Here is a 21,552-nt window from a genome sequence, read left to right on the forward strand (position 1 = left end):
CGAATCTGACATATCGATTGCAGGATTTATCGATTTGTCGGGGAGTATTGTTCGCGTGATTGACGAAGGTTTTTTCTATCCCCGCAAGCCCGTTGTCATCATTGCCCTTGGAGATACCGGGGAGGCGTTGCTGATCCGCTCCATCCTTGAAAGCCTCGGGGCGGCGGTGCTTCTGCATCTTCCCGGAACGCCCGGAGATTTTCTCAAATGCCTGCGCCGGGACCAAAATGATCCCGAGTACATTGTCCTCTCCGGTCATGGCGATGAGAACGGCTTCGTGCTTGGCGAGTTTATTGCGGAAATCGACACCCGGTCACTCGTTGACGGAAGTCTGCCTGCAAGCGCTCTCGTGAGTGAAATCAGACTTCCGGCAAAAACGGTCATCAGTACCGCCTGCATGACCGGAACGGAGGCTTTCGGCCAAGCCTTTCTTGCTGGCGGAGCACACGCCTATCTTGCGCCCTCAGAATTTCCGGACGGGTCTGCGGTTCCTTTGTTCCTGCACGGCCTCTTCTATGAGCTCCTTCAACGTGGGAAGCCTCTCAAAGAGGCAATCGAGAACGCGAAAACGTTCGACCCGGACAACGAATTGTCCTTCGTTCTCTTTGAGGCGCAAGCTGGCTAAGAACACGCGGTCGCGTGCTCCCACCGATCATTCCAGCAGATCAAAGGCGCGAAAAATCCAGATGACTTGATAGGCCAGCCCGGCAATCAGGAAGACCGCGTGGAAACGGCGGTTGGGAGTGATGGCGGCGATGATGCAAAGGGCGATGTAAACAGCGTTTCGCAGCGGGTATTCCAGCCCATAGGCGAGGAAGTACTGCTTGCCCTTGACGGCGGTGTCGACGAGATCGACGGCGTAGGCTAGCGCCAGGAAGCCGAAAAACCAGGCACGGCGCGACATGAAATAGTGCTCATAGCCGCTGTAGTCCTCCATCGAGGTGGGGAACAGGAGGACGCAGAGGAAGAAGAAGATGCAGCAATAGGAAATGACGAAGAGATAGACGCTGAAATCGATCACCGGCACGGAATGCAGCCGGTATTCCCACCACCAGAAATAGATCAGGAACAGGAACATGAAGAGCACCCAGCCGAGGTGCAGCCAGTAGATCCTGGTCTTGCCGGGATGCTGGACGAACAGTGCGAGGCCCGTCAGCAGCCGCGCCATCGACAGGCTTATGACCATGCCCATGATCACGCGGATATGCGAGAAAATCTGCGGATCGACGGGCTGGTCCATGGTTTTAGGCCTTCATGGTTGTCGTGCCTTTTGCGTCAGACTTCCGGTGGCACCGGCTTTGGATGACCGGTCTCATCAAGCGCCACCATGACGAACAGTGCGTCGGTCACCTTGTCCATGCGGTCCGACAGATAGCGCTGCGCCCAGACCTCGACCTTCAGCGTCATCGAGGTGCGGCCAACCTTGACGACATCGGTATAGATGCAGAGCGTATCGCCGATCTTGACCGGCATTTCGAAGGCCATTTCCTTGACGGCGGCGGTGACGACGCGGCCGCGAGCGCGCTCGGCGGCGCGGATGCCGCAGGACAGGTCCATCTGCGCCATGACCCAGCCGCCAAAAATATCGCCAGCGGCATTGGCATCTGCCGGCATGGCCAAGGTGCGCAGGGTGAGGTCGCCGTTCGGTTTCGCCATGACGTCATTCTCCGTTTGGTCCGATGTAACCTGATGCGGCGCAATCGGAAAAGACCCCTTGCGGAAATATCCCGACGGACAGCGCCTCAACATGCGTCGTATGAACAAAGCGTAAATTCAGGCTTATCAATTTTAGCGGTATCTTGTTAGGAAGTTCGAAAATTCGGAAGGATATCGTGCGGCCATAAAAATCTGAGGGGATTGGGCTGCATGAAACATTTTCGAATTTCGGTGCGTCTGTATGCGCTGGTGGGGCTGGCGCTCTTGACCATGGCGGCTGTGATGACGCTTGGCCTGTTCCAGGAGCAGGACAAGCTGGTGGCACAGCGCAAGGCCATGCTTGAGGCGATGAACGAGAACGCGGTCACCGTGTTCGAAGCCTACCATAAGCAGGAAGAGGCCGGCACGCTGTCGCAGAAGGACGCACAGGCGCGCGCCATCGAGGCGATCCAGGCGATGCGCTATCAGGGCAACGGTTATTTCTTCATCACCGACATGAAGAGCATGATGATCATGCACCCGATCAAGCCGGCGCTGAATGGTACCGACCAGACTGACAACAAGGACCCGACCGGCAAACACATCTTCGTCGAGTTTGCCAAGAAGGTCGCTGCCGAGGGCAAGGGTTTTGTCGATTATTACTGGCCGAAGCCCGGTGCCGAAGAACCGGTGCTGAAATATTCGCATGTGGCCGGTTTCGCGCCCTGGGGCTGGATCGTCGGCACCGGCGTCTACGCCGACGATCTTGCGGCCATGTTCAAGGAAGGTTTGATCCAGGTCGCCGTGATCTGCGGTCTGGCGGCGCTGGTCATTCTGCTCGCTGCCTTCTCCATCGTTCGCAGCGTTGTCGGTCCGATCGAGCGGCTGAAGACGTCGATGCGGGCTATTGCCGACGAAGACGTGTCGTCTGCCATTCCGGAAACCGACCGCAAGGACGAGATCGGCCAGATGGCCGGCGTGTTGTCGGTGCTGCGCGATTCCGTCAAGGAACGCATCGGTCTGCGGCAGCGCGAAGCCGAACAGCAAAGTCAGCTCGACGACGAGCGGCGCAGCAACGAGTTTCGCGCCCAGTCCGACGCGCAGACGCAGGCCGATGCCATGGGGGCAATTGGCAGTGCGCTGGAAAAACTGGCGGGCGGTGACCTGACTGCGGAAATCGTCCGGATCGCGCCGGAATATTCCAAGCTGCGCGATGATTTCAACACGGCGGTTACAGCACTGCGCGGAGTCATCCAATCGATCGCGCACTCGACCGAGGTGGTCTATGGCAGCGCCGGGGATATCTCCGAAGCCGCCAACAACCTGTCACGCCGGACCGAACAGCAGGCTGCGGCGCTTGAAGAAACGGCGGCGGCTCTGGATGAGATTACCTCGACGGTCAAGAGCGCGTCGGACCGCGCTGCTGAGGCTCGTGAAATGGTCAACGAGACCAAGGGCAGCGCTGCCAAGTCCGGCGACATCGTCCGCAACGCAATCGCTGCGATGACCCGGATCGAAGGTTCGTCCACCAAGATCAGCCAGATCATCGGCGTCATCGACGAGATTGCCTTCCAGACCAACCTTCTGGCGCTCAATGCCGGCGTCGAGGCAGCGCGGGCCGGCGAAGCCGGCCGCGGTTTCGCCGTTGTCGCGCAGGAAGTCCGTGAATTGGCGCAGCGTTCGGCCGGTGCCGCCAAGGAGATCAAGGAGCTGATCCGCAACTCCGCCACCGAAGTCGAGACCGGCGTGACGCTGGTGCGCTCGACCGGCGATGCGCTGACGGAAATCGAAAGTCTGGTCAACCGGGTGAACGAGCATGTGGCCTCGATCGCCACAGCTGCCCGCGAGCAGGCAACCGGGCTTGCCGAGGTCAACACAGCCGTCAATAGCATGGACCAGATGACCCAGCAGAACGCAGCCATGGTCGAGGAGACCACGGCGGCCAGCCAGACATTGGCGCAGGAAAGCCGAGAGCTGAAGAGCCTGCTGCAGACCTTCCGTCTTTCCGCCGACAACAGGCAGAGCGGCTACAGCCGCGCTGCCTGAGCCTTTCCAAAAAGACAGAAATGCCGATTGCCCGCGTTCGAAAGGACGCGGGCTTTTTCTTGTGGGGATTGTTTTTTACCGGTCGGCCTCGCGCTGTTTTGTATGCTGATCGGTGAAATTGACATGAATGAAATCCGTGATAGGTGGTTGAGTGATGCACGTCAGGCGGGCATTGTCCTGGCGTAATGTTTCCATCGTTGTTTGGGTGTAAGGGTGTGCAACCCGGGTTGACCGGGGGCTAATTGCAACCAGAATGGCGAGGTGATTCAAGATGTTATATCTGGTGCCGATGGTGTTCGATGTTTAAGGGAGAAGGACTGCGAATGACGCCGTTTCAACGCGTTATGATCCGTATCGCGGCGTTTGCCGCGCTGTCGCTGGGGGCACTGACCGCCTGCACGGTCGTCGTCGACGAGCCCGGCGGGCGGCCATACCCCCGGCCTGAGCCGTCGAACCCGCAAATGTGCACGATGCAATATGACCCGGTCTGTGGTGAGCGCGGCAACAATCGCCGCACGTTTTCCAATGCCTGCCAGGCGCGGGCGGATGGATACCGGATCACCGGACGCGGTGAGTGCCGCCCAGAACGGCCTGATTCCGGCGGTGACCGTCCGCAGATCTGCACCCGCGAATATTCACCCGTTTGCGCGCGCCAGGGACGGCGGGAGCAGACATTCTCGAATGCCTGCATGGCCGAAGCTGACGGTTTCCGCGTGGTAAGCCGTGGCGAATGCCGCCGCGGAGGCGATTGGCCGGACGATGACGCCGGCATGCGTCCGCCGCGTGAACCGCAGATGTGCTCGCAGGAATACGCGCCGGTCTGCGCGCGTCAGGGACGCCGCGAGCAAACATTCCCGAACGCCTGCACCGCGCAGGGACAAGGGTTCCGGGTGATCGGCGATGGTGAGTGCCGGTAGGCTCGGGTGACGTGAGTGCTGCCGGGGGCTTTGTGCTCGTTGGCGGTTACCGACATCTGTGATCTGTTTGGTGTCGCATATCTTCCGTCATCCCCGGGCTTGTCCCGGGGATCCAGCCACGATGAGACTGCGCCGCGAAAAGAGTCTTTGACGTTCAAGGGCTTGAACGCACTGGATCCCCGCCACAAGGGCGAGGATGACGGAGAAAAGTCTGGGCGCTTGAAGCAAGGTGATGGCGAGTTTGGGCGCCCGAAATCACGCAGGAGAGTTTGGGCGTCCAAAGCGACGAGAGGCGTGCCACAAGCCTTCGCGCCCATGTGTTTCGGATTCGTCAGCCGCCACCCCACAGTGGCGGTTTTTATGTCAGGAAGAGGCCGGGAGCTGATCCATGGTGCTGCGCGTTGTTTCGTTGAATGCCTGGGGCGGGCAGCTTCATGAGCCGTTGATGCGGTATGTCGTCGATGTCGACGCGGATGTGCTCTGCCTGCAGGAGGTGGTGCGCACGCAGACATCTCCTGCCGATTGGCTGCAGTATCGTGATCAGGCTGTCGAACTCTGGCAACGCGCCAATATGTTCGAGGAGATCGGCGCCGCCTTGCCCGGGCATGATGCTTTCTTTGCCCCGACGGCGCGGGGAGAGCTGTTTCATGACGGCAGCATCGTTACCTCCGAATTTGGCCTTGCGACCTTTGTGCGCAAGTCGCTGGCGGTGATCGGTCAGGCGCAGGATTTTGTGCATGGCACGTTTTCGCCGGATGGGTGGGGGCCGCATCCGCGCCCGCGCAACGCCCATTGCCTCCGGCTTTTCAGCTACGAATATGGTTTTTCATTCACAGTTGCGCAGATGCATGGCTTGCGGGATATTGCCGGCAAGGGGGATCTGCCGGTGCGCGATGCGCAGACCAAGGCCTTGATCAATCTCATTGAACGGCTGTGGCCAGGAGACGAGCGCTTGGTTGTCTGCGGCGATTTCAATGTCCTTCCGGACAATCGCATGTTCGGTGCACTTGCCGCGCTTGGCTTGACCGATCTGGTCACATCGCGCGGGCATACCGATACCCGGACATCCCACTATGAAAAAGCCGGGCGTTTTGCCGACTACATGCTGGTGACGCCGGATGTCGAGGTTGTGACGTTCGACGCTGTTGGTGAGCCGGAGGTTTCCGATCATCGGGCGTTGCTGCTGGAGATGCGCTAGGGGCGGTCTCTCCTCAATGGCGCCGTTTAATCTGCCAGACGGAAAAATGTTGTGCCGTTCATTTTTTTTCATGTTGCGTGTCGATCGCAGCCGGGGTCGTTCGTCGTGTTGGTACGGGCGGTGAGCCCGCACGATGAATGGACCTTCAAGGAGACCCGCAATGCCCAAGATGATTTTTGTGAACCTACCAGTCGCTGATGTAGCCGCTGCCACTCGTTTCTATCAGGCGATCGGTTGCGAAAAGAACGAACAGTTCAGCGACCAAAATTCGGCCAGCATGGTCTGGTCGGAAACGATCACGTTCCAGCTGCTGGTAACCGGGTCTTTCGCGGCCTACACGCCGAAGCCGGTTGCCGATGCGCGTGGCGTGACCGAGGTTCTGCTTGCGCTCTCCTTCGATAGCCGCGCCGATGTGGACACCGTTGCCGAAGCCGTGGCTGCCGCTGGCGGCAGGGCCGACATCCGCGAACGGCAGGATATGGGGTTCATGTATAGCCGTGCCGTCGAAGATACCGATGGCCATGTGCTTGAGTTCATGTGGATGGATATGAGCAGCATGCCTGCATAACGGGGAAACATCCGGTTCATCCCTAGCGACCACGCCTTGAACATTGTGATGGACGGCCACAGTGGCTGGCCATCGCATTAATGCTGCCGTCAATTCATGCGCACATCGCGAACGCCGCGGCCAAGGCGCTGGCGGAGCAGGGCGCGCAGGGTGACGCCATCGGCATAACCGACGAGGGCTGCGATCTGTTCGAGGCTCTTGCCGCTGGTCTTCATCAAGTGCACGGCACGTTCGACGCGCAGATCCTGGAAATAGGACAGCGGGGTTTTTCCCAAGACCTGCTGCATGCGACGGGCGAGCGTGCGTTTGCTTGTGCCGGCGGCATCGGCCGCGATATCCAGCGAAAAACCGGAGGCCAGGCTTGCCCGTGCCCAGCGTTCGAAACGTTCGACCAGCGGATCGGCATGGGCGAGGTGATCGCTGATGACATAGGCCGACTGGGCCGGGCGGGAATCGACGATCAGATAGCGCGCCACCAGGCCTGCGAGTTCAGGGCTGACCTGCCGGACCAGCCAGAGCGCCATGTCGATATGGCCAAGGGCGGCGCCCGCCGTGACAAAGGACCCCGATTTGATCAGCATATGGGCGTCGTCCAACTGCACCGCCGGATAACGCTGGCGAAAGAGCGGCGCCAGCCACCAGGTGGTCGTTGCCGTTTGCCGGTCGAGCAGGCCGGATTGCGCCAGCACGAAGGTTCCGATGCAGGCGGCCGCGACTTTCGTGCCGGGAGCAACTTCGGCAAGGGCTTTGGCTGCGTCGCGGACGTCCGGGCGCTCCAGGGCCGGAATCAGAAGCTCGGGCGTTTTGTATCCGATCGCCGGGATGACCAGCCAATCGGCCGTGGATGGATCGAGCTTTGCCGACACTGGCACGGCAAGACCCTGCGATGTCCGCACTTTTCGCCGCAGGCCGACGATCCTGACGTCGAAAGGTGCAATGCCGAGTGACAGCATGGCTGACAGCTCGTTGGCGGTGGTGAAGACGTCGAGCACCGTTGCCAGTCCGGTGTCGAAGACGCCATCAAGGGCGAGGACCTGGATTTTCATGGCAAGAATGCTATCAAAGATGTCTATAATGACAATAGGCAGGAATGCTCCCTTTCGCGCACACTGATGACACACCGGCCTTTCGCCGCTGTGTCCGCTCAAAGGGAGATTTTTATGATCAAGCTCGCATTGTTCGTTCGCCTTGAGGCCAAGCCCGGCAAGGAAGCCGATGTCGAGGCATTCTTGAAAACCGGCCTGGGACTGGCCGAGCAGGAGGAAACGACGCCGATCTGGTTTGCGCTCCGGCTCGGTCCATCCACCTTCGGCGTCTTCGACGCCTTCCATGACGAGGCCGGCCGTAAGGCGCATCTGAGCGGCCCGATCGCGCAGGCGCTGATGGCACAGGCGCCAGTGCTGTTTTCGCAACCGCCTACCATCGAACAGGTCGATGTGCTTGGGTTGAAGAACGCCGCCTAAGACGAAGACGGCAAGACTGCGATGGGGAGCGCTGCAGATGCAAATCGAGATGACGACGATCGGCTTTACCCAGAGCACGGCGGCGGATTTTTTCGGCCGCATCCGGCAGGCGGGGGTGAAGCGGGTTATCGATATCCGGCTCCACAACACATCGCAGCTTGCCGGATTCGCCAAAGCCGTCGATCTGCCGTTTTTCCTGAAGGAACTCTGCGGCGCCGATTATGTGCATCAGCCGCTGCTGGCGCCAACCGAGGACATCCTGGCATCCTTCAAGAAGGAGAAGGGTGACTGGAACACTTTGCGCAGCCGGTTCATGAGCCTGATGGCGGAGCGGCAGATCGAGACGCGGCTGGAACCTTCCTCATTTGCCGGCAGCTGCCTGCTTTGCTCGGAAGCGTTGCCGCATCAATGCCATCGCCAGCTTGTCTGCGAGTATCTCGATGGAAAATGGGGTGGTAAGCTGACTGTCCGCCATCTCTGAAGAGCCTGGTTGCCACTGCGGCAGCCTATATCCGGTGACGGCTTCGAAAGGCTTCGTTTACCCTGTTTGCATAAAATCCGCTTCAGTTTCGGTCTTTCCCATGCTGCGCCCGGCTTTCGACACAGGGAGGCCGCAGGTTTTTATGAGGGACCGGGCGGGTGCAGATGGTGCGTTTCGAGGCATCGTCATCGGTAGAGGCGGCAAGTGAGTATGGCGTATGTTTCCCTTTTCCGGCGGCCGGTGGCGGTATTCGCGCTGTCCTTGTCGCTGGCTGCCTGTTCAACGGATGATCTTACGCCGCCGGGCCGGATCGATTCTTCCGCGCGGGTGAGCGCCATCGAGCCGGTAAACCGTCATGCGCGCGGCTCACGGGAAAATCCATATCCTGCAGCCAATACACCGGTCAGCACTTTTTCTGAAAATTCCGACGATGCCGTTCCAGCCGATCCGCGCCTGCAGGCTTCTAACCAGCGGCTGCCGATGATCGACAGCGAGCCAACGCAGCAACCGCTTGCCGTTGCCAGCGCTCAGCCAATGACAGTGCCCACGGAAGGCGTCAACATGGACGCGATGATGGGGGTCGAAACCGGCTCGACGCCGGTTGTCGGTCTGGCGGAGGAGCAGAGCCGCGATTATGGCCGGGGTAACGAGATCGCCGAGGGCAACGCCAGCCAGCCTGTGGTGGGCGGTATCGGCGGCGACAGCGTGCAGCAGCTTGGCGGACCACAGGCCATGTCGGCCACGGCTGCCGACCCCGGCTATGATCCGGACCTGCCGCCGCTCAACGCGGAAAAACAGGCTGCAGAAGACGCACGCAAGGCGCAGTTCCTCGACCAGCAGCAGCGGGTGATGCTGCGCAAGAGCCAGGCTCAGGAGGAACAGCAGGTGGCCTTCCTGCCGCGCGCCGGAAATCCTCTGTCTGAATCCGAGCCCGATTTCACCGGGCGGATGCCCGCAGCCGAAGTGGCCTGCCGCCAGCGGCTGAAGAAGTTGCGGGTCGAATTCACCGATATTCCGCGTATTTCCAACGGCAAGGCATGCGGCATCGACTATCCGATCCAGCTGACCGGCCTTTCCGGCGGCATCGATATCAAACCCGCCGTCAAGCTCAACTGCGAGGTGACGGAAGCCTTTGCCAAATGGGTGAAGAACGAACTCGCCCCGTCTGCGCGTTACCGCTATCTCTCCGGTATCAAGACGATCAAGCCACTTGGCGGCTATTCCTGCCGGACAATGAATTCCAAGCGCGGCAATCCGATGTCGGAGCACGCTCACGGCAATGCCATCGATGTCGGCAAGTTCGTCTTGAACTCCGGCAAGGAGATCGATGTGCGCAAGCCCGGCTTCTTCGCCTTCCGGGAAAAGGGGCTGCTGAAGGCGGTGCGCAGCGACAGCTGCAAATACTTCAACACTGTGCTCGGCCCCGGCAGCGATCCGCAGCACAAGGATCATTTCCACTTTGACCTCAGAGAACGCAAGTCCGGCTACCGGCACTGCGATTGAGCCGAGGCGCGCGGTATGCCAGCCTCATTCTTTAGCTGCCAAAATGGATTGAAAGAATGCTATCGCGGCCTTGCGTGAAAACGGAGGATTCGCAATGGAAACCAGGACATATCTCGGCGGCTGCCTGTGCGGAAATATCCGCTTCAGCGCAGTAGGTGCGCCCGGCAATCCGCACACCTGCTCCTGCGAAAATTGCAGGCGGCATTCCGGCGCGCAGACGCTCTGCTGGGTAGAGTTTCCGCGCGAGGCTGTCGAATGGACCGGCGAGGGCGGACTGCCTTCCGTCTATCGTTCGTCCGATTACTCCAGCCGTTCCTTCTGCCCGAAATGCGGCAGTACACTGGGTGCTGTCGATGACGCACCGGTGATTGCGCTGGTCACTGGTAGCTTCGATACACAGGATGTCGAGGAATTGCGCCCGGTCTCCCATTCGTTCGAGGACGCATGCCCAACCTGGTGGACGATCCCGGCTGCAGGGTAAACCGGGCTGCGTCATTTCGATCTGTGGCGGGAAAAAAAAGGGCCGGTGGGAACCGGCCTAAAATGAACCTGACCGAAGGGGGACTGCCGGCGGGTTCTTGCAAATCACTGGAGTCGTCTATGTCCCGGCCGCGAACATGACCGAGGACCATCACGGTTTCATGACAGGGCGGGGAAAACGCCAACGGCAGTTGCGGCGTTGTATCGGGTCAGGCGTCTGGGACTGCTTGGCGGCGTTCAAGGGCCGTCTTGCGGATGATTTCGGCGATCTCGGGGCTGCTGCCCGACAATATCTGGAAGTCCACTGAATAGAGCGAGAGCAACGAGACTTCAGTGGCGGCGGTGACTGTGGCCGAACGCGGTTCGCCGGTGATCAGGGCCATCTCGCCAAAGAAGCTGCCGGAATCGATTCTCACTGGGCTCGGTAATGCGACGACAACGCTTCCCTCGACGATGAAATACATCTGGTCGCCCCTGTCGCCCTTTCGGCAGATGACGGCACCCGCGGGCACGGTACGCGGCCGCAGCGAGCGCACGACCTCGATCAGGGCCGCGGGGCTGAGTTTCTGGAACAGCGGTACCGCAGCCACCATCTGCCAGTTGCGTACGAAATCCTGACGGCGGACTTCTTCGTAAAAGCCGGTGGCGAGGATGCCGGCCCAGAGTGCGAAAACGCCGATGCCGCTCATCATCACCAGACCGCCAAGGATGCGCCCGGCAAGGCTTTGCGGAATTTCGTCGCCATAGCCGGTGGTCGAGAGTGTCGCCACCGCCCACCACATTGCCTGGGGGATGCTGCCGAACCTGTCTGGCTGCACGTCGCGTTCGATCAGGTAGGCTGCGAGCGATGCGGCAAACAGCAGGATGCCGAAAACCGACGTTACGCCGATCAGGTTTCGCGTCTCGTTGGAGATGACCTTGCCCATCATCCGGAAAAAACTGGATTGGCGCAGCGGCTTCAACAGCCAGATGGCGCAATAGAGGCTCTGGTCGCGGCGACTGATGGCCAGAAACGCCAGCAGCGGCAGCAGCACGGCCAGAACGTCGATGATGATTGCCGGTATTGCGTCGTGAACGCCGTTCATCTGCCGCAGGATGATCGTTCCGATCAGTTGTAGACCGTAGACCGCCCAGATCCCGGCCAGCAACATCTCCAGCGCAAAGCGGACAGGCGCGGTGATATCAGGCGTGGTGAGTGCTGCGACCGCCATGAGGCCGGTTATCGCCAGAAGCGCGTTGAGCGGCGCCGAAATCTTCGAGACAAGCATGGCCGGCATTCAATCCCCCGAGCGCTCCGTCACCCCCGAAGGGAGAATAGAATGCCTTTGCCGGAAGCGCAAAGGGGGACAGGGGCAGCAGCCAATCCGGAGCGGCTGACACCGCATGGCGATCTGTTTTCGTCTTTTCTCGATTTTGCAGCTGAAATTTTCGAAAGAACATCCCATATAAGGCATCTCCTTCCGCCTCATATTCCCCGGAACATATTTCATGGCGCCCATCGTTTCCGTTTCCAATCTGGTGAAAACCTATGCGTCCGGCTTTCAGGCGCTGAAAGATGTCAGTCTCGATATTGAGGAAGGCGAAATTCTTGCGCTACTCGGGCCGAACGGCGCCGGCAAGACGACGCTGATCTCGATCATCTGCGGTATCGTCAATCCGACCAGTGGCACGGTGCTGGTCGGTGGACACGATGTCGTCAAGGATTTTCGCGCTACCCGCTCGATCATCGGGCTGGTGCCGCAGGAGTTGACGACCGACCAGTTCGAAACGGTGTGGAACACGGTGTCTTTTTCGCGCGGGCTGCACGGCAAGAAGCCGAACCCCGCGCATATCGAGAAGGTGCTGAAGGACCTGTCGCTCTACGACAAGAAGGACAACATGCTGCGGGAGCTTTCCGGCGGCATGAAGCGCCGGGTGCTGATCGCCAAGGCGCTTTCCCATGAGCCCCGCGTGCTCTTCCTCGACGAGCCGACGGCGGGTGTCGACGTCAACCTGCGCAAGGATATGTGGAAGGTGGTCGAGAAACTGCGGGAAACCGGCGTTACGATCATCCTGACCACCCACTATATTGAAGAAGCCGAGGAAATCGCCGACCGCGTCGGCGTGATCAATGGCGGCAAGATCCTGTTGATCGAACAAAAAAAAGACCTGATGAAGACGCTCGGCCGCAAGCAGTTGCGGGTCGATCTGCAGGAGCCGCTCTCGGCTATCCCAGAGGCGCTCGCGTCCTACGACCTCAAGATCGAGGACGGCGGTCAGAGCCTGATCTATGACTATGATACATCCGGCGAGCGTACCGGTATCACGACGCTGCTGACCGCGCTTGCGGAAGCGGGTGTCAGGCTCAAGGACATCTCGACGCGGCAGAGTTCGCTCGAGGACATTTTCGTCGAACTGGTGGGAGCAAAGGCATGAACCTCGAAGCGGTCAAATCGATCTATTTCTTCGAGATGGCGCGCACGCGCCGCACGCTTTTGCAGAGCGTCGTCTCGCCAGTTATCTCCACCTCGCTCTATTTCATCGTTTTCGGCGCTGCCGTCGGATCGCGCATCCAGGAGATCGACGGGATTTCCTACGGCGCCTTCATCACGCCTGGGCTGATCATGCTGACGCTTCTGACGCAGTGTATCGGCAACGGTTCCTTCGGCATCTACTTTCCGAAATTCACCGGCACGATCTATGAGCTTCTGTCCTCGCCAGTGTCGATGACGGAAATCGTGCTCGGCTATGTTGGTGCGGCGGCGACCAAGGGGATGATGATCGGCATCATCATATTGGGGACAGCCTCGCTGTTCGTCGATCTCTCGATCGCCCATCCCTTCGTGATGCTGCTGTTCTTCGTCTTGACGGCCGTTACCTTCAGCCTGTTCGGTTTCATCATCGGCATCTGGGCCAAGGATTTCGAGCAGTTGAACCTGATACCGATGCTGGTCATCCCGCCGCTGGTCTTTCTTGGCGGTAGCTTCTACTCGGTCAACATGCTGCCGCCGTTCTGGCAGGCGGTCAGCCATTTCAACCCGGTGCTCTACCTGATCAGCGGTTTCCGCTGGAGCTTCTTCGAGATCGCCGATGTCAACCCGGTGGTCAGCTTTGCCATCATCGTCGGATTTCTGGCGGTGCTGATGGGATTGCTGACGTGGATCTTCAAGACGGGTTACCGGTTGAGGAACTGACGGGATTTCGGATTTAGCTGAGCGCTACATCTTCGTCAGGGGGGGCCTCTGCCGATTGTTTTTTGAAAACAGCCTTGATCGTACCGCCGCGGCTGTTGCCGGTCTTGGTCAGCATCAACATCTGCAACTGCTCATCTCTCAGTGCGATGACAATGTCGAAGGCGGTGTTGGCGTAAACGCTGCCTTTTCCTTTTTTCCAACGGCCGCTCCCGACTGCCCACAGGGCATTGCCCGGCATGTCAGTCTGCACGGCAGCGGTCCAGCCATTGTTTGCCGTAACGGTCAGAACTGATCCGTGGCGCATGATGGTGATTGTACAGGATCCGCAATGGCCTGCATTTGAACTCACCTGTTGCCATTGTCCGGAGAAAACGTGTTCGTCCGCGAAGGCGGCGGGAGATGGCAGCAGCAGGGCAACAACGACAAGAAATGATTTCAACAGCCGGTTCATGCATGGCCTCCCGCCGGTTTCGTTAGTCCCTCAACCGTAGTTCATCTGTCTGCATCTGCAGGAAATCCAGTGTCGACAGGAAGCTCATGCCGAGCAAGCTCTGGTCGAGTTTCCCTTTCTCCGTGACCATGGCCTTGATATCATTGCGAACAATCGGACCGATCGCCACTTCCTTGAGCGTCACGGGTGCTGCATGGGCTTCGCCATTGGCGGTCGATACCGTCTGGGTATAGGCGAGATTGGCGGGGTCAAGGCCTAGCGTTTCGGCGTCCTCATAAGACAACGCCACGCGGCTGGCACCGGTATCGACCAGCATCTGGACGGTGGCACCGTTGATGGTGACCGGCGTTTCGAAATGGCCGTTCAGCACCTTGTGCAACACGACTTCCTGAATGCCTTCATTGTCGGTGAACACGGCTGCGCGGCCGGGAATGAGGCCCGCGACCAGCCGGTTGCCGAAAGACTCCAGATCGTTGCGGTAGAGATAGCCTGAAACAAGAATGAGGATGATCAGCACCCAGATGCCGAACTGGCGCAGGCTCTGGCCGATGTGGCGGCGGCTTTGCACGATGCCGGCGGCGAACATCGCAGCGATGGCTCCGAGCGTGACCAGGCGGCCGAAATCGTCGTTCATGATGCCGAAGGTGCGGCCGCTGTCATGGTTGAGGATCAGAAAGACAAGGCCGACGGCAAGGATGCCCAGAAGAATGGTCAGTCTGGTCATTCGCCGCTCACGTTTTCGCGGGCCATGCGGGTGCGGCGTGTTTCGCGGCGCGGCTTGCGTTCCATCGTTTTCAGTCTGGCCGCCAGGCTGTCCATGATGTCGCGGCGTTCCTCAGGTGTATACAGCGACCAGGCGCCAACCTCGTCGCGCGTGCGGCCGCAACCGAAGCAAAATCCGGTTTTCATATCGATCGAACACATGAGAATACAGGGTGTTTCCATAAGGGCGCGACTATCCGGATAAAAATGCTTCAGGCTTATATCGTCGTTTCAAATTGCCAGCGCAAGAGCAGCGAAAACAGCGATTTCGGTCAATTGTTGTGTGGCACCGATTGTGTCGCCGGTATGGCCACCGATCTTGCCGTTGACGATTTCGCTGAAGGCAGGAACCGTGGCGGCAAAGGCTCCTATTGCCAGGACCGCAGCCAGCAGCGAAGCGCCGGACACAAGCAGCAACACCGCCGCCGACACGATACCGAAAATCAGCGCAAAGGTGACGGCTGAAGCCTGCGGCTCGCCTGCCGAAGCAGCAACGCCATCCTGGCGAGCAGGCGGCAATTTCGACCAGTGCCAGACCATGGCGGTACGGCTGAGCGCGGCCACCGCAAGCACCAGCAATCCTGCGCCTGTCGGCGATACCAGCGGCATGACCGCAGCCAGCGCCGAAACTCTGAGTCCAAACGACAGGATGAGCGCAACGGCGCCATAGGAGCCGATGCGGCTGTCCTTCATGATGACAAGCGCCTTTTCCTTGGTTTTGCCGCCACCAAGGCCATCGGCCGTATCGCAGAGGCCATCTTCATGAAGGGCGCCGGTGATCATGGCCTGGACAGCTACCGCGACAAAGGCAGTAAACAGCGGCGAGACTTGCAGGGCGCTGAAGACCGAAACGATGGCGGCCGCCGGCAGAACGATCAGCAGCCCAGCGAGTGGAAAGGCCCGCACGGCGCGGCTGAGGCGGCCATCGAAATTGACGAAATGACGCTGCGGCATGTGGATACGGCTAAGGAACGCCACCGAGCGCGCCACGTCGTCCATAAAGTCGCGGATATCGAACATGAAAGATTTCCCCCAAGCCGATCCGCCCCCAGCGAATCGGTGTTTTCAAACCGATCATGCGACGGCGACACGAACCGGCGCAAATGCCGTTGCCGGATTCATCGCCGCGCTTTATGAGGGAGCACCCTACAGCAGCACCGCATGTCCTTCATGGCGCGCAAGGTCGCTGTAACATTTCATGCAGTAGCGGAGCGATGCTTCGCTGACGACGAGACGATACAAGGATTTGCATCATGAGTGCCAGCGGCCTGCCATTCGACGATTTCCGTGAATTGCTGCGTAACCTTCCAGGCCCGGACAGTGCGGCGCTGGTGAAGGCGCGCGAGCGCGATGCACAGTTGACGAAGCCGCCGGGCGCGCTTGGACGGCTTGAGGAAATCGCCTTCTGGCTGGCGGCATGGACGGGCAGGGCGCCTGCGGTCAACCGGCCGCTGGTGGCGATCTTTGCCGGTAACCACGGCGTGACCCGGCAGGGCGTCACACCGTTTCCGCCATCGGTCACCGCACAGATGGTCGAGAATTTCGCGGCTGGTGGCGCTGCCATCAACCAGATCTGTGTCAGCCACGATCTTGGCTTGAAGGTGTTCGACCTGGCACTGGAATATCCGACCGGGGATATCACCGAAGAGGCAGCCCTCTCCGAGCGCGATTGCGCTGCCACCATGGCCTTCGGCATGGAAGCGGTTGCCGGTGGGACTGATCTGCTCTGCATCGGCGAGATGGGAATCGGCAATACGACAATCGCAGCGGCGATCAATCTGGCGCTCTATGGCGGCACTGCTGAAGAGTGGGTAGGTCCCGGTACCGGCGCGCAGGGCGACGTTCTAGCCCGCAAGATTGCGGCGGTCGAAAAGGCTGTGACGCTGCATAGCGACCATCTGTCTGACCCGTTCGAAGTGCTGCGCCGCCTCGGTGGCCGCGAGATCGCGGCGATGGCCGGTGCGATCCTTGCCGCACGCATGCAGAAGATCCCCGTTATCATCGACGGTTACGTTGCGACATCCGCAGCGGCAATCCTCAAGGCTGCCAATCCGGCAGCGCTCGATCACTGCCTGATCGGCCATGTCTCGGCAGAGCCCGGCCATATGAAGGCGATCGAGATGCTCGGCAAGACGCCACTTCTGGCGCTTGGCATGCGGCTTGGTGAAGGCACCGGGGCAGCCCTTGCCGCTGGCATCGTCAAGGCCGCTGCTGCGTGCCATTCGGGCATGGCGACGTTTGCGCAGGCCGGGGTCAGCAACAAGAGCTGACGGCGGCCTTTTAGAAACGTCGAAGTGCGTGAGGCGCTGTCCGGCTGATACTGTAAATTGCGGTCCCTGCCAGGCCCCGACCGCCATGCCGGGGCTTGATAGCCTACGGCTTCTCACCTATTCGAGAGCGGCGATTCATTTGATGGTTGCGGTTTATGCCCGTATTCACGGGGCATTCAGGCTGATGTCAGTATCGCGTGTTCCTTGCGGCATTTTGCAGAGTATGGAGCGAGCATGTATCTGAACGAGGACTATCGTCGAATGGCCAATGAGAAGCCGGTAAAAAAACTGACGGGAATCCGGCATTTCTTTGCGGCCGCGACCTATTCCTTTGGCGGCGCCAAGCGCTTGCTCGGCGAAGCCGCTTTCCGCCATGAACTTGGGGCCTTCGCGGTGGCGATGATAGCGTTTGCCGTCACCGGCGCGACCTTCTTCCAATATGTCGCGGCCTTCGTTTTGTTCTTGCTGATGATTGCGTTCGAGGCGCTGAACACGGCCATCGAGGAAATCGTCGATCGGGTCTCGCCGGAAATTTCCGATATGGGCAAGAATGCCAAGGATCTGGGCTCGCTCGCCTGCCTGTGCATAATTCTCGCCAATGGCGGTTACGTCGCCTATGTCGTGGTTTTCAGGCATTTCTTCACTGTTTGAGGCGTGAATCGACAGGTCGTGATTTTATTCCCTCTTCAATAGTCAAATTTAATTGAGCGGTTTCTTTTTGTCTGACAGCTAATTCAAAGTTGACGCGAAAAATCATGATTATATACCGGGGCCGCTGGACATGTTGGTCCGCAGAAAACTCGGAGAGGTTTCCATGACAATTTCCTTCTCAGGCTCAGCAGGCGCACTCGCGTTCGCAGCCCTTTTCGCCAGCACGGGTGCAACCGTTGCCCTGGCGCAGGAAGACATCGGTATCGTCGTCTATAACGCTCAGCACGAAAGCCTGGGCGTCGCCTGGGCCGAAGCCTTTACCAAGGAAACCGGCATCAAGGTGACGCTGCGCAAGGGCGGCGACATGGAGTTCGCCAACCAGATCGTCCAAGAAGGGGCCGCTTCGCCGGCCGACGTGTTCCTGACAGAAAATTCCCCAGCCATGTCGCTGGTCGATGGTGCCGGACTGTTCGAGCCTGTGGCCGCTGAGACGCTGGCGCAGGTGCCGGAAAACTTCCGGCCGTCTAATGGCCACTGGATCGGCGTTGCTGCCCGCTCGACCGTGTTTGCCTATGACAAGACCAAGCTGACCGAAGACAAGCTGCCGAAGTCGATGCTTGATCTGGCCGATCCGAGCTGGAAGGGCCGCTGGGCAGCGTCCCCGTCGGGCGCCGATTTCCAGGCGATCGTCAGCGCGCTTCTGTCGCTCAAGGGTGAAGAGGCGACCGCATCCTGGCTGAAGGCGATGAAAGAGAACTTCACCGCCTACAAGGGCAACTCGACCGCGATGAAGGCCGTCAATGCCGGTGAAGTCGAAGGTGCGGTGATCTATCACTATTATTACTTCGGCGATCAGGCAAAGACTGGCGAGAACAGCAAGAACGTTGCTCTGCACTTCTTCAAGAACGACGATCCGGGCGCCTTCGTCAGCATTTCCGGCGGCGGCGTGCTTGCCTCCAGCCAGCACAAGGAAAATGCCCAGAAATTCCTCGCCTGGATCACGGGCAAGGGCGGGCAGGGCATCCTGCGTGACGGCACCTCGTTCGAATATGCTGTCGGCAACGGCGAAGCCTCGAACACGGCATTGCCGGCGCTTTCGGATCTGCAATACCCGAAGGTCGATCCAGCCACACTCAACAGCGCAAAAGTCACAGACCTGATGACGGACGCCGGTCTGCTGTGATAGGCAGAACCTAAACCTGAACGGAACGCTCCGGTTAGGTATCGTCATTCCGGACTACCGGTGACATTCGCAGCCGCTTGAAAAGGTGGCTGCGAATGTCGTTTTGGTTTGAAAGCAGAGACTTTGAGCGCCACCGCGTTTCCTGCCGAGCCCGCCTCCGCCCTGCGCCGGCTGATCATCGCCGCCAAAGGGCGCTCCCGGGTTCCTTATCTCTGGGTCACGATCGTTGCCGCTTTCGTGTCGCTCGTCAGCCTGATGCCGCTCGGCTTTATCGCCTGGATTTCGGTGCAGACCGGCTGGGAAACCGCGTCGAAGCTTATTTTTCGCGGCCGCGTTGGCGAACTGCTGATCAATACGGCATTGCTTGAACTCTGCACATTGCCGCTGACAATTGCTCTATCGGTCGCGCTTGCCTGGCTGACGGAGCGCACCGATCTGCCCGGCGCGCGCCTGTGGTCGCTGCTGGCCGTGGCGCCGCTTGCCGTTCCGGCCTTCGTGCACAGTTATGCCTGGATCAGCCTCGTTCCCGGGCTGCATGGCCTGACCGGCGGTGTGCTGGTCTCGGTGCTGGCCTATTTCCCATTTCTCTATCTGCCGGTTGCGGCGCAGCTGCGCCGTCTCGACCCGGCGATCGAGGATGCGGCCGCATCGCTTGGCCTCAATCCCTGGCAGGTGTTTTTTCGCGCCGTTCTCCCTCAGTTGCGGCTGGCGATCTGCGGTGGCTCGCTGCTGGTGGGCCTGCATCTTCTCGCCGAATACGGGCTCTACGTGATGATCCGGTTCGACACGTTTTCCACGGCGATCGTCGATCAGTTTCAGTCCGCCTTCAACGGCCCGGCGGCGAACATGCTGGCCGGGGTTCTGGTGTCGTGCTGCCTGTTGCTGCTGGTGATCGAGGCGTTCGCGCGCGGTGGCGAGCGCTATGCGCGGGTGGGGTCAGGTGCAGCCCGGCCTGCCGACCGGCGCCGGCTCGGCCGGATGGTGATTCCCGCATTAGTGCTCAATGTTGTCACAGCGGCGCTGGCGATCGGTGTACCGTTCGTCACCCTGACGCGCTGGCTCTATATTGGCGGCACTGAAATCTGGCGGATCGATCTTGTCGGCGGGGCTTTTGGCCAGACGGTCGTTCTCGCCATTGCCGGCGGCATGCTGGCGACGATTGCTGCGGCACCGATGGCTTGGCTGTCGGTGCGGGCGCCCGGGAGGCTGCAGCGGATTCTCGAGGCCTGCCACTATTATGTCGGTTCGCTGCCCGGCGTCGTGGTGGCGCTGGCTCTGGTGACCATCACCGTGCGGCTGGTGCTGCCCCTCTACCAGACATTCGCGACATTGTTCCTCGCCTATATCATGCTGTTTCTACCGCGCGCGATGGTTGGGCTGCGCACCAGTATAGCGCAGGCCCCGGTCGAGCTTGAGCGCGCCGCTATGGCGCTTGGCCGGACGCCATTTCAGGCGGTTCGCCAGACGACGATGCGGCTGGCGGCGCCCGGCATCGCGGCCAGCACGGCGCTAGTGGCGCTCGGCATTACCAACGAGCTGACCGCGACCCTGATGCTGTCGCCGACCGGCGTCGAGACGTTGGCGACGAAATTCTGGTCGCTGACCAGCGAGATCGACTATGTCGCCGCCGCTCCCTATGCGGTGATGATGGTGATGTTGTCGCTGCCGCTGACTTTCCTTCTTTACGTGCAATCCAGACGGGCAGCCGGACAATGACGTTTCTGACACTTGATGCCATCAGCAAATCCTACGGCCCGACGGTGGCGCTCGACGCCATCGACATGAGCATCGCGGCGGGCGGGCGCACGGCGATTGTCGGGCCTTCCGGGTCCGGCAAGACGACGCTGTTGCGTATCATTGCCGGTTTCGAAACCCCGGACAGTGGGTCGCTGGTGCTAGACGGAAAGAAGCTTGCGGGTGACGGGCTGCTTGTTCCGGCCCACCGGCGCGGCATCGGCATCGTCTCGCAGGATGGCGCGTTGTTTCCGCATCTCACTGTTGCTGATAATATCGGCTTCGGCTTATCTAAAAAAGCGCCTGATCGCAGCAAGCGGATCGCCGATCTGATGGAGATGGTCGAGCTTGACGAAGTCATGGCCACGCGACGTCCGCACCAGCTTTCCGGCGGCCAGCAGCAGCGCGTGGCGCTGGCTCGCGCTCTGGCGCTCAAACCAAGGCTTATGCTGCTCGACGAGCCGTTTTCGGCGCTGGATACCGGCTTGCGCGATACGCTGCGGCGTGCTGTGGCCCGTGTTCTGAAAGCCTCCGGCACTACTGCGATCCTGGTCACGCATGATCAGGCTGAGGCACTATCGTTTGCCGATCAGGTCGCGGTTCTGCGGCAAGGCCGGCTGGTCCAGTTTGGCTCGCCGCGCGCGCTTTACGGCAAACCGAAGGATCGTGAGACAGCGACCTTTCTGGGCGAAGCCATCCTGCTTGACGCCAGTATTGCGTCGGGGCGGGCGCAGTGTGCTCTGGGATCTCTGGTCGTCGAAGCTGGTCTCAGAACAGGGCAGGCGACCGTCATGCTGCGTCCTGAACAGATCCGGCTGACGACGGCGGCGGCAGGCAGCAAAATCGAGGGGCCGTTCGGGCGCGTCGATGATGTGGAGTTCGGCGGCGGCAACTGCATGGTTCTTGTCAGAATCGATCGCAGCGACCGGGCGATGCCGGATTTCCTGTCGATCAAATGCGTCGGCGCGGATATTCCCGAGCCTGGCGATCTGGTCGGGATCAGCGTTCACGGCACGGCGCATGTTTTGCCCGAGTGA

24 protein-coding genes are annotated in these 21,552 nt (G+C 60.1%); 16 read left to right on the top strand and 8 right to left on the bottom strand.

Annotated elements, in window-relative coordinates:
• Nucleotides 1-127: 127 nt before the first annotated feature.
• Nucleotides 128-625, top strand: coding sequence for a hypothetical protein (locus R6X40_RS04545; protein WP_318411393.1), 498 nt, complete (start codon nucleotides 128-130; stop codon nucleotides 623-625).
• Nucleotides 626-652: 27 nt separating this feature from the next.
• On the opposite strand, the gene R6X40_RS04550 is transcribed toward R6X40_RS04545, so the two are convergent.
• Together R6X40_RS04550 and R6X40_RS04555 are read right to left on the bottom strand one after the other, a co-directional pair.
• Nucleotides 653-1,240, bottom strand: a complete 588-nt coding sequence (locus tag R6X40_RS04550) for a hypothetical protein (protein ID WP_318411396.1) — start codon at nucleotides 1,238-1,240, stop codon at nucleotides 653-655.
• A gap of 35 nt (nucleotides 1,241-1,275) precedes the next feature.
• Nucleotides 1,276-1,656 carry an acyl-CoA thioesterase gene (locus R6X40_RS04555; protein ID WP_318411397.1) on the bottom strand — a complete coding sequence of 127 codons (381 nt, stop codon included), beginning with the start codon at nucleotides 1,654-1,656 and terminating at the stop codon, nucleotides 1,276-1,278.
• 210 nt (nucleotides 1,657-1,866) lie between these two features.
• On the opposite strand from R6X40_RS04555, the gene R6X40_RS04560 reads away from it, so the two are divergent.
• From R6X40_RS04560 to R6X40_RS04575, 4 genes are all read left to right on the top strand, one after another.
• The gene (locus R6X40_RS04560) at nucleotides 1,867-3,681 is read left to right on the top strand and encodes a methyl-accepting chemotaxis protein (RefSeq protein ID WP_318411398.1); all 1,815 of its coding nucleotides are present in this window, start codon (nucleotides 1,867-1,869) and stop codon (nucleotides 3,679-3,681) included.
• 323 nt (nucleotides 3,682-4,004) lie between these two features.
• On the top strand, nucleotides 4,005-4,598 hold the full coding sequence (locus R6X40_RS04565; RefSeq protein WP_318411399.1) for a Kazal-type serine protease inhibitor domain-containing protein: 594 nt from the start codon (nucleotides 4,005-4,007) through the stop codon (nucleotides 4,596-4,598).
• 388 nt (nucleotides 4,599-4,986) lie between these two features.
• Nucleotides 4,987-5,796, top strand: a complete 810-nt coding sequence (locus R6X40_RS04570) for an endonuclease/exonuclease/phosphatase family protein (RefSeq protein ID WP_318411400.1) — start codon at nucleotides 4,987-4,989, stop codon at nucleotides 5,794-5,796.
• Between the two features lie 160 nt (nucleotides 5,797-5,956).
• Nucleotides 5,957-6,364 carry a VOC family protein gene (locus R6X40_RS04575; RefSeq protein WP_318411401.1) on the top strand — a complete coding sequence of 136 codons (408 nt, stop codon included), beginning with the start codon at nucleotides 5,957-5,959 and terminating at the stop codon, nucleotides 6,362-6,364.
• A gap of 89 nt (nucleotides 6,365-6,453) precedes the next feature.
• Here the strand turns inward: R6X40_RS04575 and R6X40_RS04580 are convergent, their stop codons facing one another.
• Nucleotides 6,454-7,410, bottom strand: coding sequence for a GlxA family transcriptional regulator (locus R6X40_RS04580; protein ID WP_318411403.1), 957 nt, complete (start codon nucleotides 7,408-7,410; stop codon nucleotides 6,454-6,456).
• A gap of 114 nt (nucleotides 7,411-7,524) precedes the next feature.
• Between R6X40_RS04580 and R6X40_RS04585 the strand changes: the two genes are divergently transcribed.
• The 4 genes from R6X40_RS04585 to R6X40_RS04600 all read left to right on the top strand — a co-directional run bounded on the left by R6X40_RS04585 (nucleotide 7,525) and on the right by R6X40_RS04600 (nucleotide 10,292).
• Nucleotides 7,525-7,827, top strand: coding sequence for an antibiotic biosynthesis monooxygenase (locus tag R6X40_RS04585; RefSeq protein WP_318411405.1), 303 nt, complete (start codon nucleotides 7,525-7,527; stop codon nucleotides 7,825-7,827).
• 37 nt (nucleotides 7,828-7,864) lie between these two features.
• Nucleotides 7,865-8,308, top strand: a complete 444-nt coding sequence (locus tag R6X40_RS04590; protein ID WP_318411407.1) for a DUF488 domain-containing protein — start codon at nucleotides 7,865-7,867, stop codon at nucleotides 8,306-8,308.
• A 210-nt stretch (nucleotides 8,309-8,518) separates the two neighbouring features.
• Nucleotides 8,519-9,811: an extensin family protein gene (locus tag R6X40_RS04595; protein WP_318411409.1), complete on the top strand. Its 1,293-nt coding sequence runs from the start codon at nucleotides 8,519-8,521 to the stop codon at nucleotides 9,809-9,811.
• Between the two features lie 94 nt (nucleotides 9,812-9,905).
• Nucleotides 9,906-10,292: a GFA family protein gene (locus tag R6X40_RS04600; RefSeq protein ID WP_318411411.1), complete on the top strand. Its 387-nt coding sequence runs from the start codon at nucleotides 9,906-9,908 to the stop codon at nucleotides 10,290-10,292.
• A 208-nt stretch (nucleotides 10,293-10,500) separates the two neighbouring features.
• On the opposite strand, the gene R6X40_RS04605 is transcribed toward R6X40_RS04600, so the two are convergent.
• The gene (locus R6X40_RS04605) at nucleotides 10,501-11,568 is read right to left on the bottom strand and encodes a cyclic nucleotide-gated ion channel (protein ID WP_318411413.1); all 1,068 of its coding nucleotides are present in this window, start codon (nucleotides 11,566-11,568) and stop codon (nucleotides 10,501-10,503) included.
• Nucleotides 11,569-11,779: 211 nt separating this feature from the next.
• Here R6X40_RS04605 and R6X40_RS04610 point away from each other — a divergent pair, with 211 nt between their 5' ends.
• Together R6X40_RS04610 and R6X40_RS04615 are read left to right on the top strand one after the other, a co-directional pair.
• Nucleotides 11,780-12,706 carry an ABC transporter ATP-binding protein gene (locus tag R6X40_RS04610; protein ID WP_318411415.1) on the top strand — a complete coding sequence of 309 codons (927 nt, stop codon included), beginning with the start codon at nucleotides 11,780-11,782 and terminating at the stop codon, nucleotides 12,704-12,706.
• Nucleotides 12,703-13,464: an ABC transporter permease gene (locus R6X40_RS04615; RefSeq protein ID WP_318411417.1), complete on the top strand. Its 762-nt coding sequence runs from the start codon at nucleotides 12,703-12,705 to the stop codon at nucleotides 13,462-13,464. Before R6X40_RS04610 ends, R6X40_RS04615 begins: the two co-directional genes overlap by 4 nt.
• 13 nt (nucleotides 13,465-13,477) lie before the next feature.
• Here the strand turns inward: R6X40_RS04615 and R6X40_RS04620 are convergent, their stop codons facing one another.
• Genes R6X40_RS04620 through R6X40_RS04635 form a run of 4 tightly spaced genes read right to left on the bottom strand, consistent with a single transcriptional unit; the run spans nucleotide 13,478 to nucleotide 15,697 of the window.
• Nucleotides 13,478-13,915 (bottom strand): hypothetical protein, encoded by a 438-nt coding sequence (locus tag R6X40_RS04620; RefSeq protein ID WP_318411419.1) that lies wholly within the window; start codon nucleotides 13,913-13,915, stop codon nucleotides 13,478-13,480.
• 22 nt (nucleotides 13,916-13,937) lie between these two features.
• A complete protein-coding gene (locus tag R6X40_RS04625) occupies nucleotides 13,938-14,639 on the bottom strand; it encodes a TIGR02281 family clan AA aspartic protease (RefSeq protein ID WP_318411421.1) in 702 nt (233 codons plus the stop codon).
• Nucleotides 14,636-14,860, bottom strand: coding sequence for a DUF1289 domain-containing protein (locus R6X40_RS04630; protein WP_318411423.1), 225 nt, complete (start codon nucleotides 14,858-14,860; stop codon nucleotides 14,636-14,638). The genes R6X40_RS04625 and R6X40_RS04630 overlap by 4 nt, the downstream gene beginning before the upstream one ends.
• 48 nt (nucleotides 14,861-14,908) lie before the next feature.
• Nucleotides 14,909-15,697 carry an adenosylcobinamide-GDP ribazoletransferase gene (locus R6X40_RS04635; protein ID WP_318411425.1) on the bottom strand — a complete coding sequence of 263 codons (789 nt, stop codon included), beginning with the start codon at nucleotides 15,695-15,697 and terminating at the stop codon, nucleotides 14,909-14,911.
• Nucleotides 15,698-15,930: 233 nt separating this feature from the next.
• Between R6X40_RS04635 and cobT the strand changes: the two genes are divergently transcribed.
• From cobT to R6X40_RS04660, 5 genes are all read left to right on the top strand, one after another.
• Nucleotides 15,931-16,947, top strand: coding sequence for a nicotinate-nucleotide--dimethylbenzimidazole phosphoribosyltransferase (gene cobT / locus R6X40_RS04640; protein WP_318411427.1), 1,017 nt, complete (start codon nucleotides 15,931-15,933; stop codon nucleotides 16,945-16,947).
• A 234-nt stretch (nucleotides 16,948-17,181) separates the two neighbouring features.
• The gene (locus R6X40_RS04645) at nucleotides 17,182-17,598 is read left to right on the top strand and encodes a diacylglycerol kinase (protein WP_318411429.1); all 417 of its coding nucleotides are present in this window, start codon (nucleotides 17,182-17,184) and stop codon (nucleotides 17,596-17,598) included.
• Nucleotides 17,599-17,761: 163 nt separating this feature from the next.
• Nucleotides 17,762-18,781, top strand: coding sequence for an iron ABC transporter substrate-binding protein (locus R6X40_RS04650; protein ID WP_318411431.1), 1,020 nt, complete (start codon nucleotides 17,762-17,764; stop codon nucleotides 18,779-18,781).
• Between the two features lie 174 nt (nucleotides 18,782-18,955).
• Nucleotides 18,956-20,497: an ABC transporter permease gene (locus tag R6X40_RS04655; protein WP_412178342.1), complete on the top strand. Its 1,542-nt coding sequence runs from the start codon at nucleotides 18,956-18,958 to the stop codon at nucleotides 20,495-20,497.
• Nucleotides 20,494-21,552: an ABC transporter ATP-binding protein gene (locus R6X40_RS04660; RefSeq protein ID WP_318411433.1), complete on the top strand. Its 1,059-nt coding sequence runs from the start codon at nucleotides 20,494-20,496 to the stop codon at nucleotides 21,550-21,552. Before R6X40_RS04655 ends, R6X40_RS04660 begins: the two co-directional genes overlap by 4 nt.

The sequence above is a fragment of the Rhizobium sp. PL01 genome, assembly GCF_033447125.1.
Lineage (GTDB): Bacteria > Pseudomonadota > Alphaproteobacteria > Rhizobiales > Rhizobiaceae > Pararhizobium.

Bases quoted from the DNA above. Each gene is read 5' to 3' on its own strand.
- cobT (WP_318411427.1), top strand. From the start codon at position 15,931: ATGAGTGCCAGCGGCCTGCCATTCGACGATTTCCGTGAATTGCTGCGT.
- R6X40_RS04600 (WP_318411411.1), top strand. From the start codon at position 9,906: ATGGAAACCAGGACATATCTCGGCGGCTGCCTGTGCGGAAATATCCGC.
- R6X40_RS04565 (WP_318411399.1), top strand. From the start codon at position 4,005: ATGACGCCGTTTCAACGCGTTATGATCCGTATCGCGGCGTTTGCCGCG.
- R6X40_RS04625 (WP_318411421.1), bottom strand. From the start codon at position 14,639: ATGACCAGACTGACCATTCTTCTGGGCATCCTTGCCGTCGGCCTTGTC.
- R6X40_RS04615 (WP_318411417.1), top strand. From the start codon at position 12,703: ATGAACCTCGAAGCGGTCAAATCGATCTATTTCTTCGAGATGGCGCGC.
- R6X40_RS04660 (WP_318411433.1), top strand. From the start codon at position 20,494: ATGACGTTTCTGACACTTGATGCCATCAGCAAATCCTACGGCCCGACG.
- R6X40_RS04560 (WP_318411398.1), top strand. From the start codon at position 1,867: ATGAAACATTTTCGAATTTCGGTGCGTCTGTATGCGCTGGTGGGGCTG.
- R6X40_RS04580 (WP_318411403.1), bottom strand. From the start codon at position 7,410: ATGAAAATCCAGGTCCTCGCCCTTGATGGCGTCTTCGACACCGGACTG.
- R6X40_RS04550 (WP_318411396.1), bottom strand. From the start codon at position 1,240: ATGGACCAGCCCGTCGATCCGCAGATTTTCTCGCATATCCGCGTGATC.
- R6X40_RS04635 (WP_318411425.1), bottom strand. From the start codon at position 15,697: ATGTTCGATATCCGCGACTTTATGGACGACGTGGCGCGCTCGGTGGCG.
- R6X40_RS04645 (WP_318411429.1), top strand. From the start codon at position 17,182: ATGTATCTGAACGAGGACTATCGTCGAATGGCCAATGAGAAGCCGGTA.
- R6X40_RS04620 (WP_318411419.1), bottom strand. From the start codon at position 13,915: ATGAACCGGCTGTTGAAATCATTTCTTGTCGTTGTTGCCCTGCTGCTG.
- R6X40_RS04605 (WP_318411413.1), bottom strand. From the start codon at position 11,568: ATGCCGGCCATGCTTGTCTCGAAGATTTCGGCGCCGCTCAACGCGCTT.
- R6X40_RS04585 (WP_318411405.1), top strand. From the start codon at position 7,525: ATGATCAAGCTCGCATTGTTCGTTCGCCTTGAGGCCAAGCCCGGCAAG.
- R6X40_RS04575 (WP_318411401.1), top strand. From the start codon at position 5,957: ATGCCCAAGATGATTTTTGTGAACCTACCAGTCGCTGATGTAGCCGCT.
- R6X40_RS04630 (WP_318411423.1), bottom strand. From the start codon at position 14,860: ATGGAAACACCCTGTATTCTCATGTGTTCGATCGATATGAAAACCGGA.
- R6X40_RS04555 (WP_318411397.1), bottom strand. From the start codon at position 1,656: ATGGCGAAACCGAACGGCGACCTCACCCTGCGCACCTTGGCCATGCCG.
- R6X40_RS04610 (WP_318411415.1), top strand. From the start codon at position 11,780: ATGGCGCCCATCGTTTCCGTTTCCAATCTGGTGAAAACCTATGCGTCC.
- R6X40_RS04650 (WP_318411431.1), top strand. From the start codon at position 17,762: ATGACAATTTCCTTCTCAGGCTCAGCAGGCGCACTCGCGTTCGCAGCC.
- R6X40_RS04570 (WP_318411400.1), top strand. From the start codon at position 4,987: ATGGTGCTGCGCGTTGTTTCGTTGAATGCCTGGGGCGGGCAGCTTCAT.
- R6X40_RS04590 (WP_318411407.1), top strand. From the start codon at position 7,865: ATGCAAATCGAGATGACGACGATCGGCTTTACCCAGAGCACGGCGGCG.
- R6X40_RS04595 (WP_318411409.1), top strand. From the start codon at position 8,519: ATGGCGTATGTTTCCCTTTTCCGGCGGCCGGTGGCGGTATTCGCGCTG.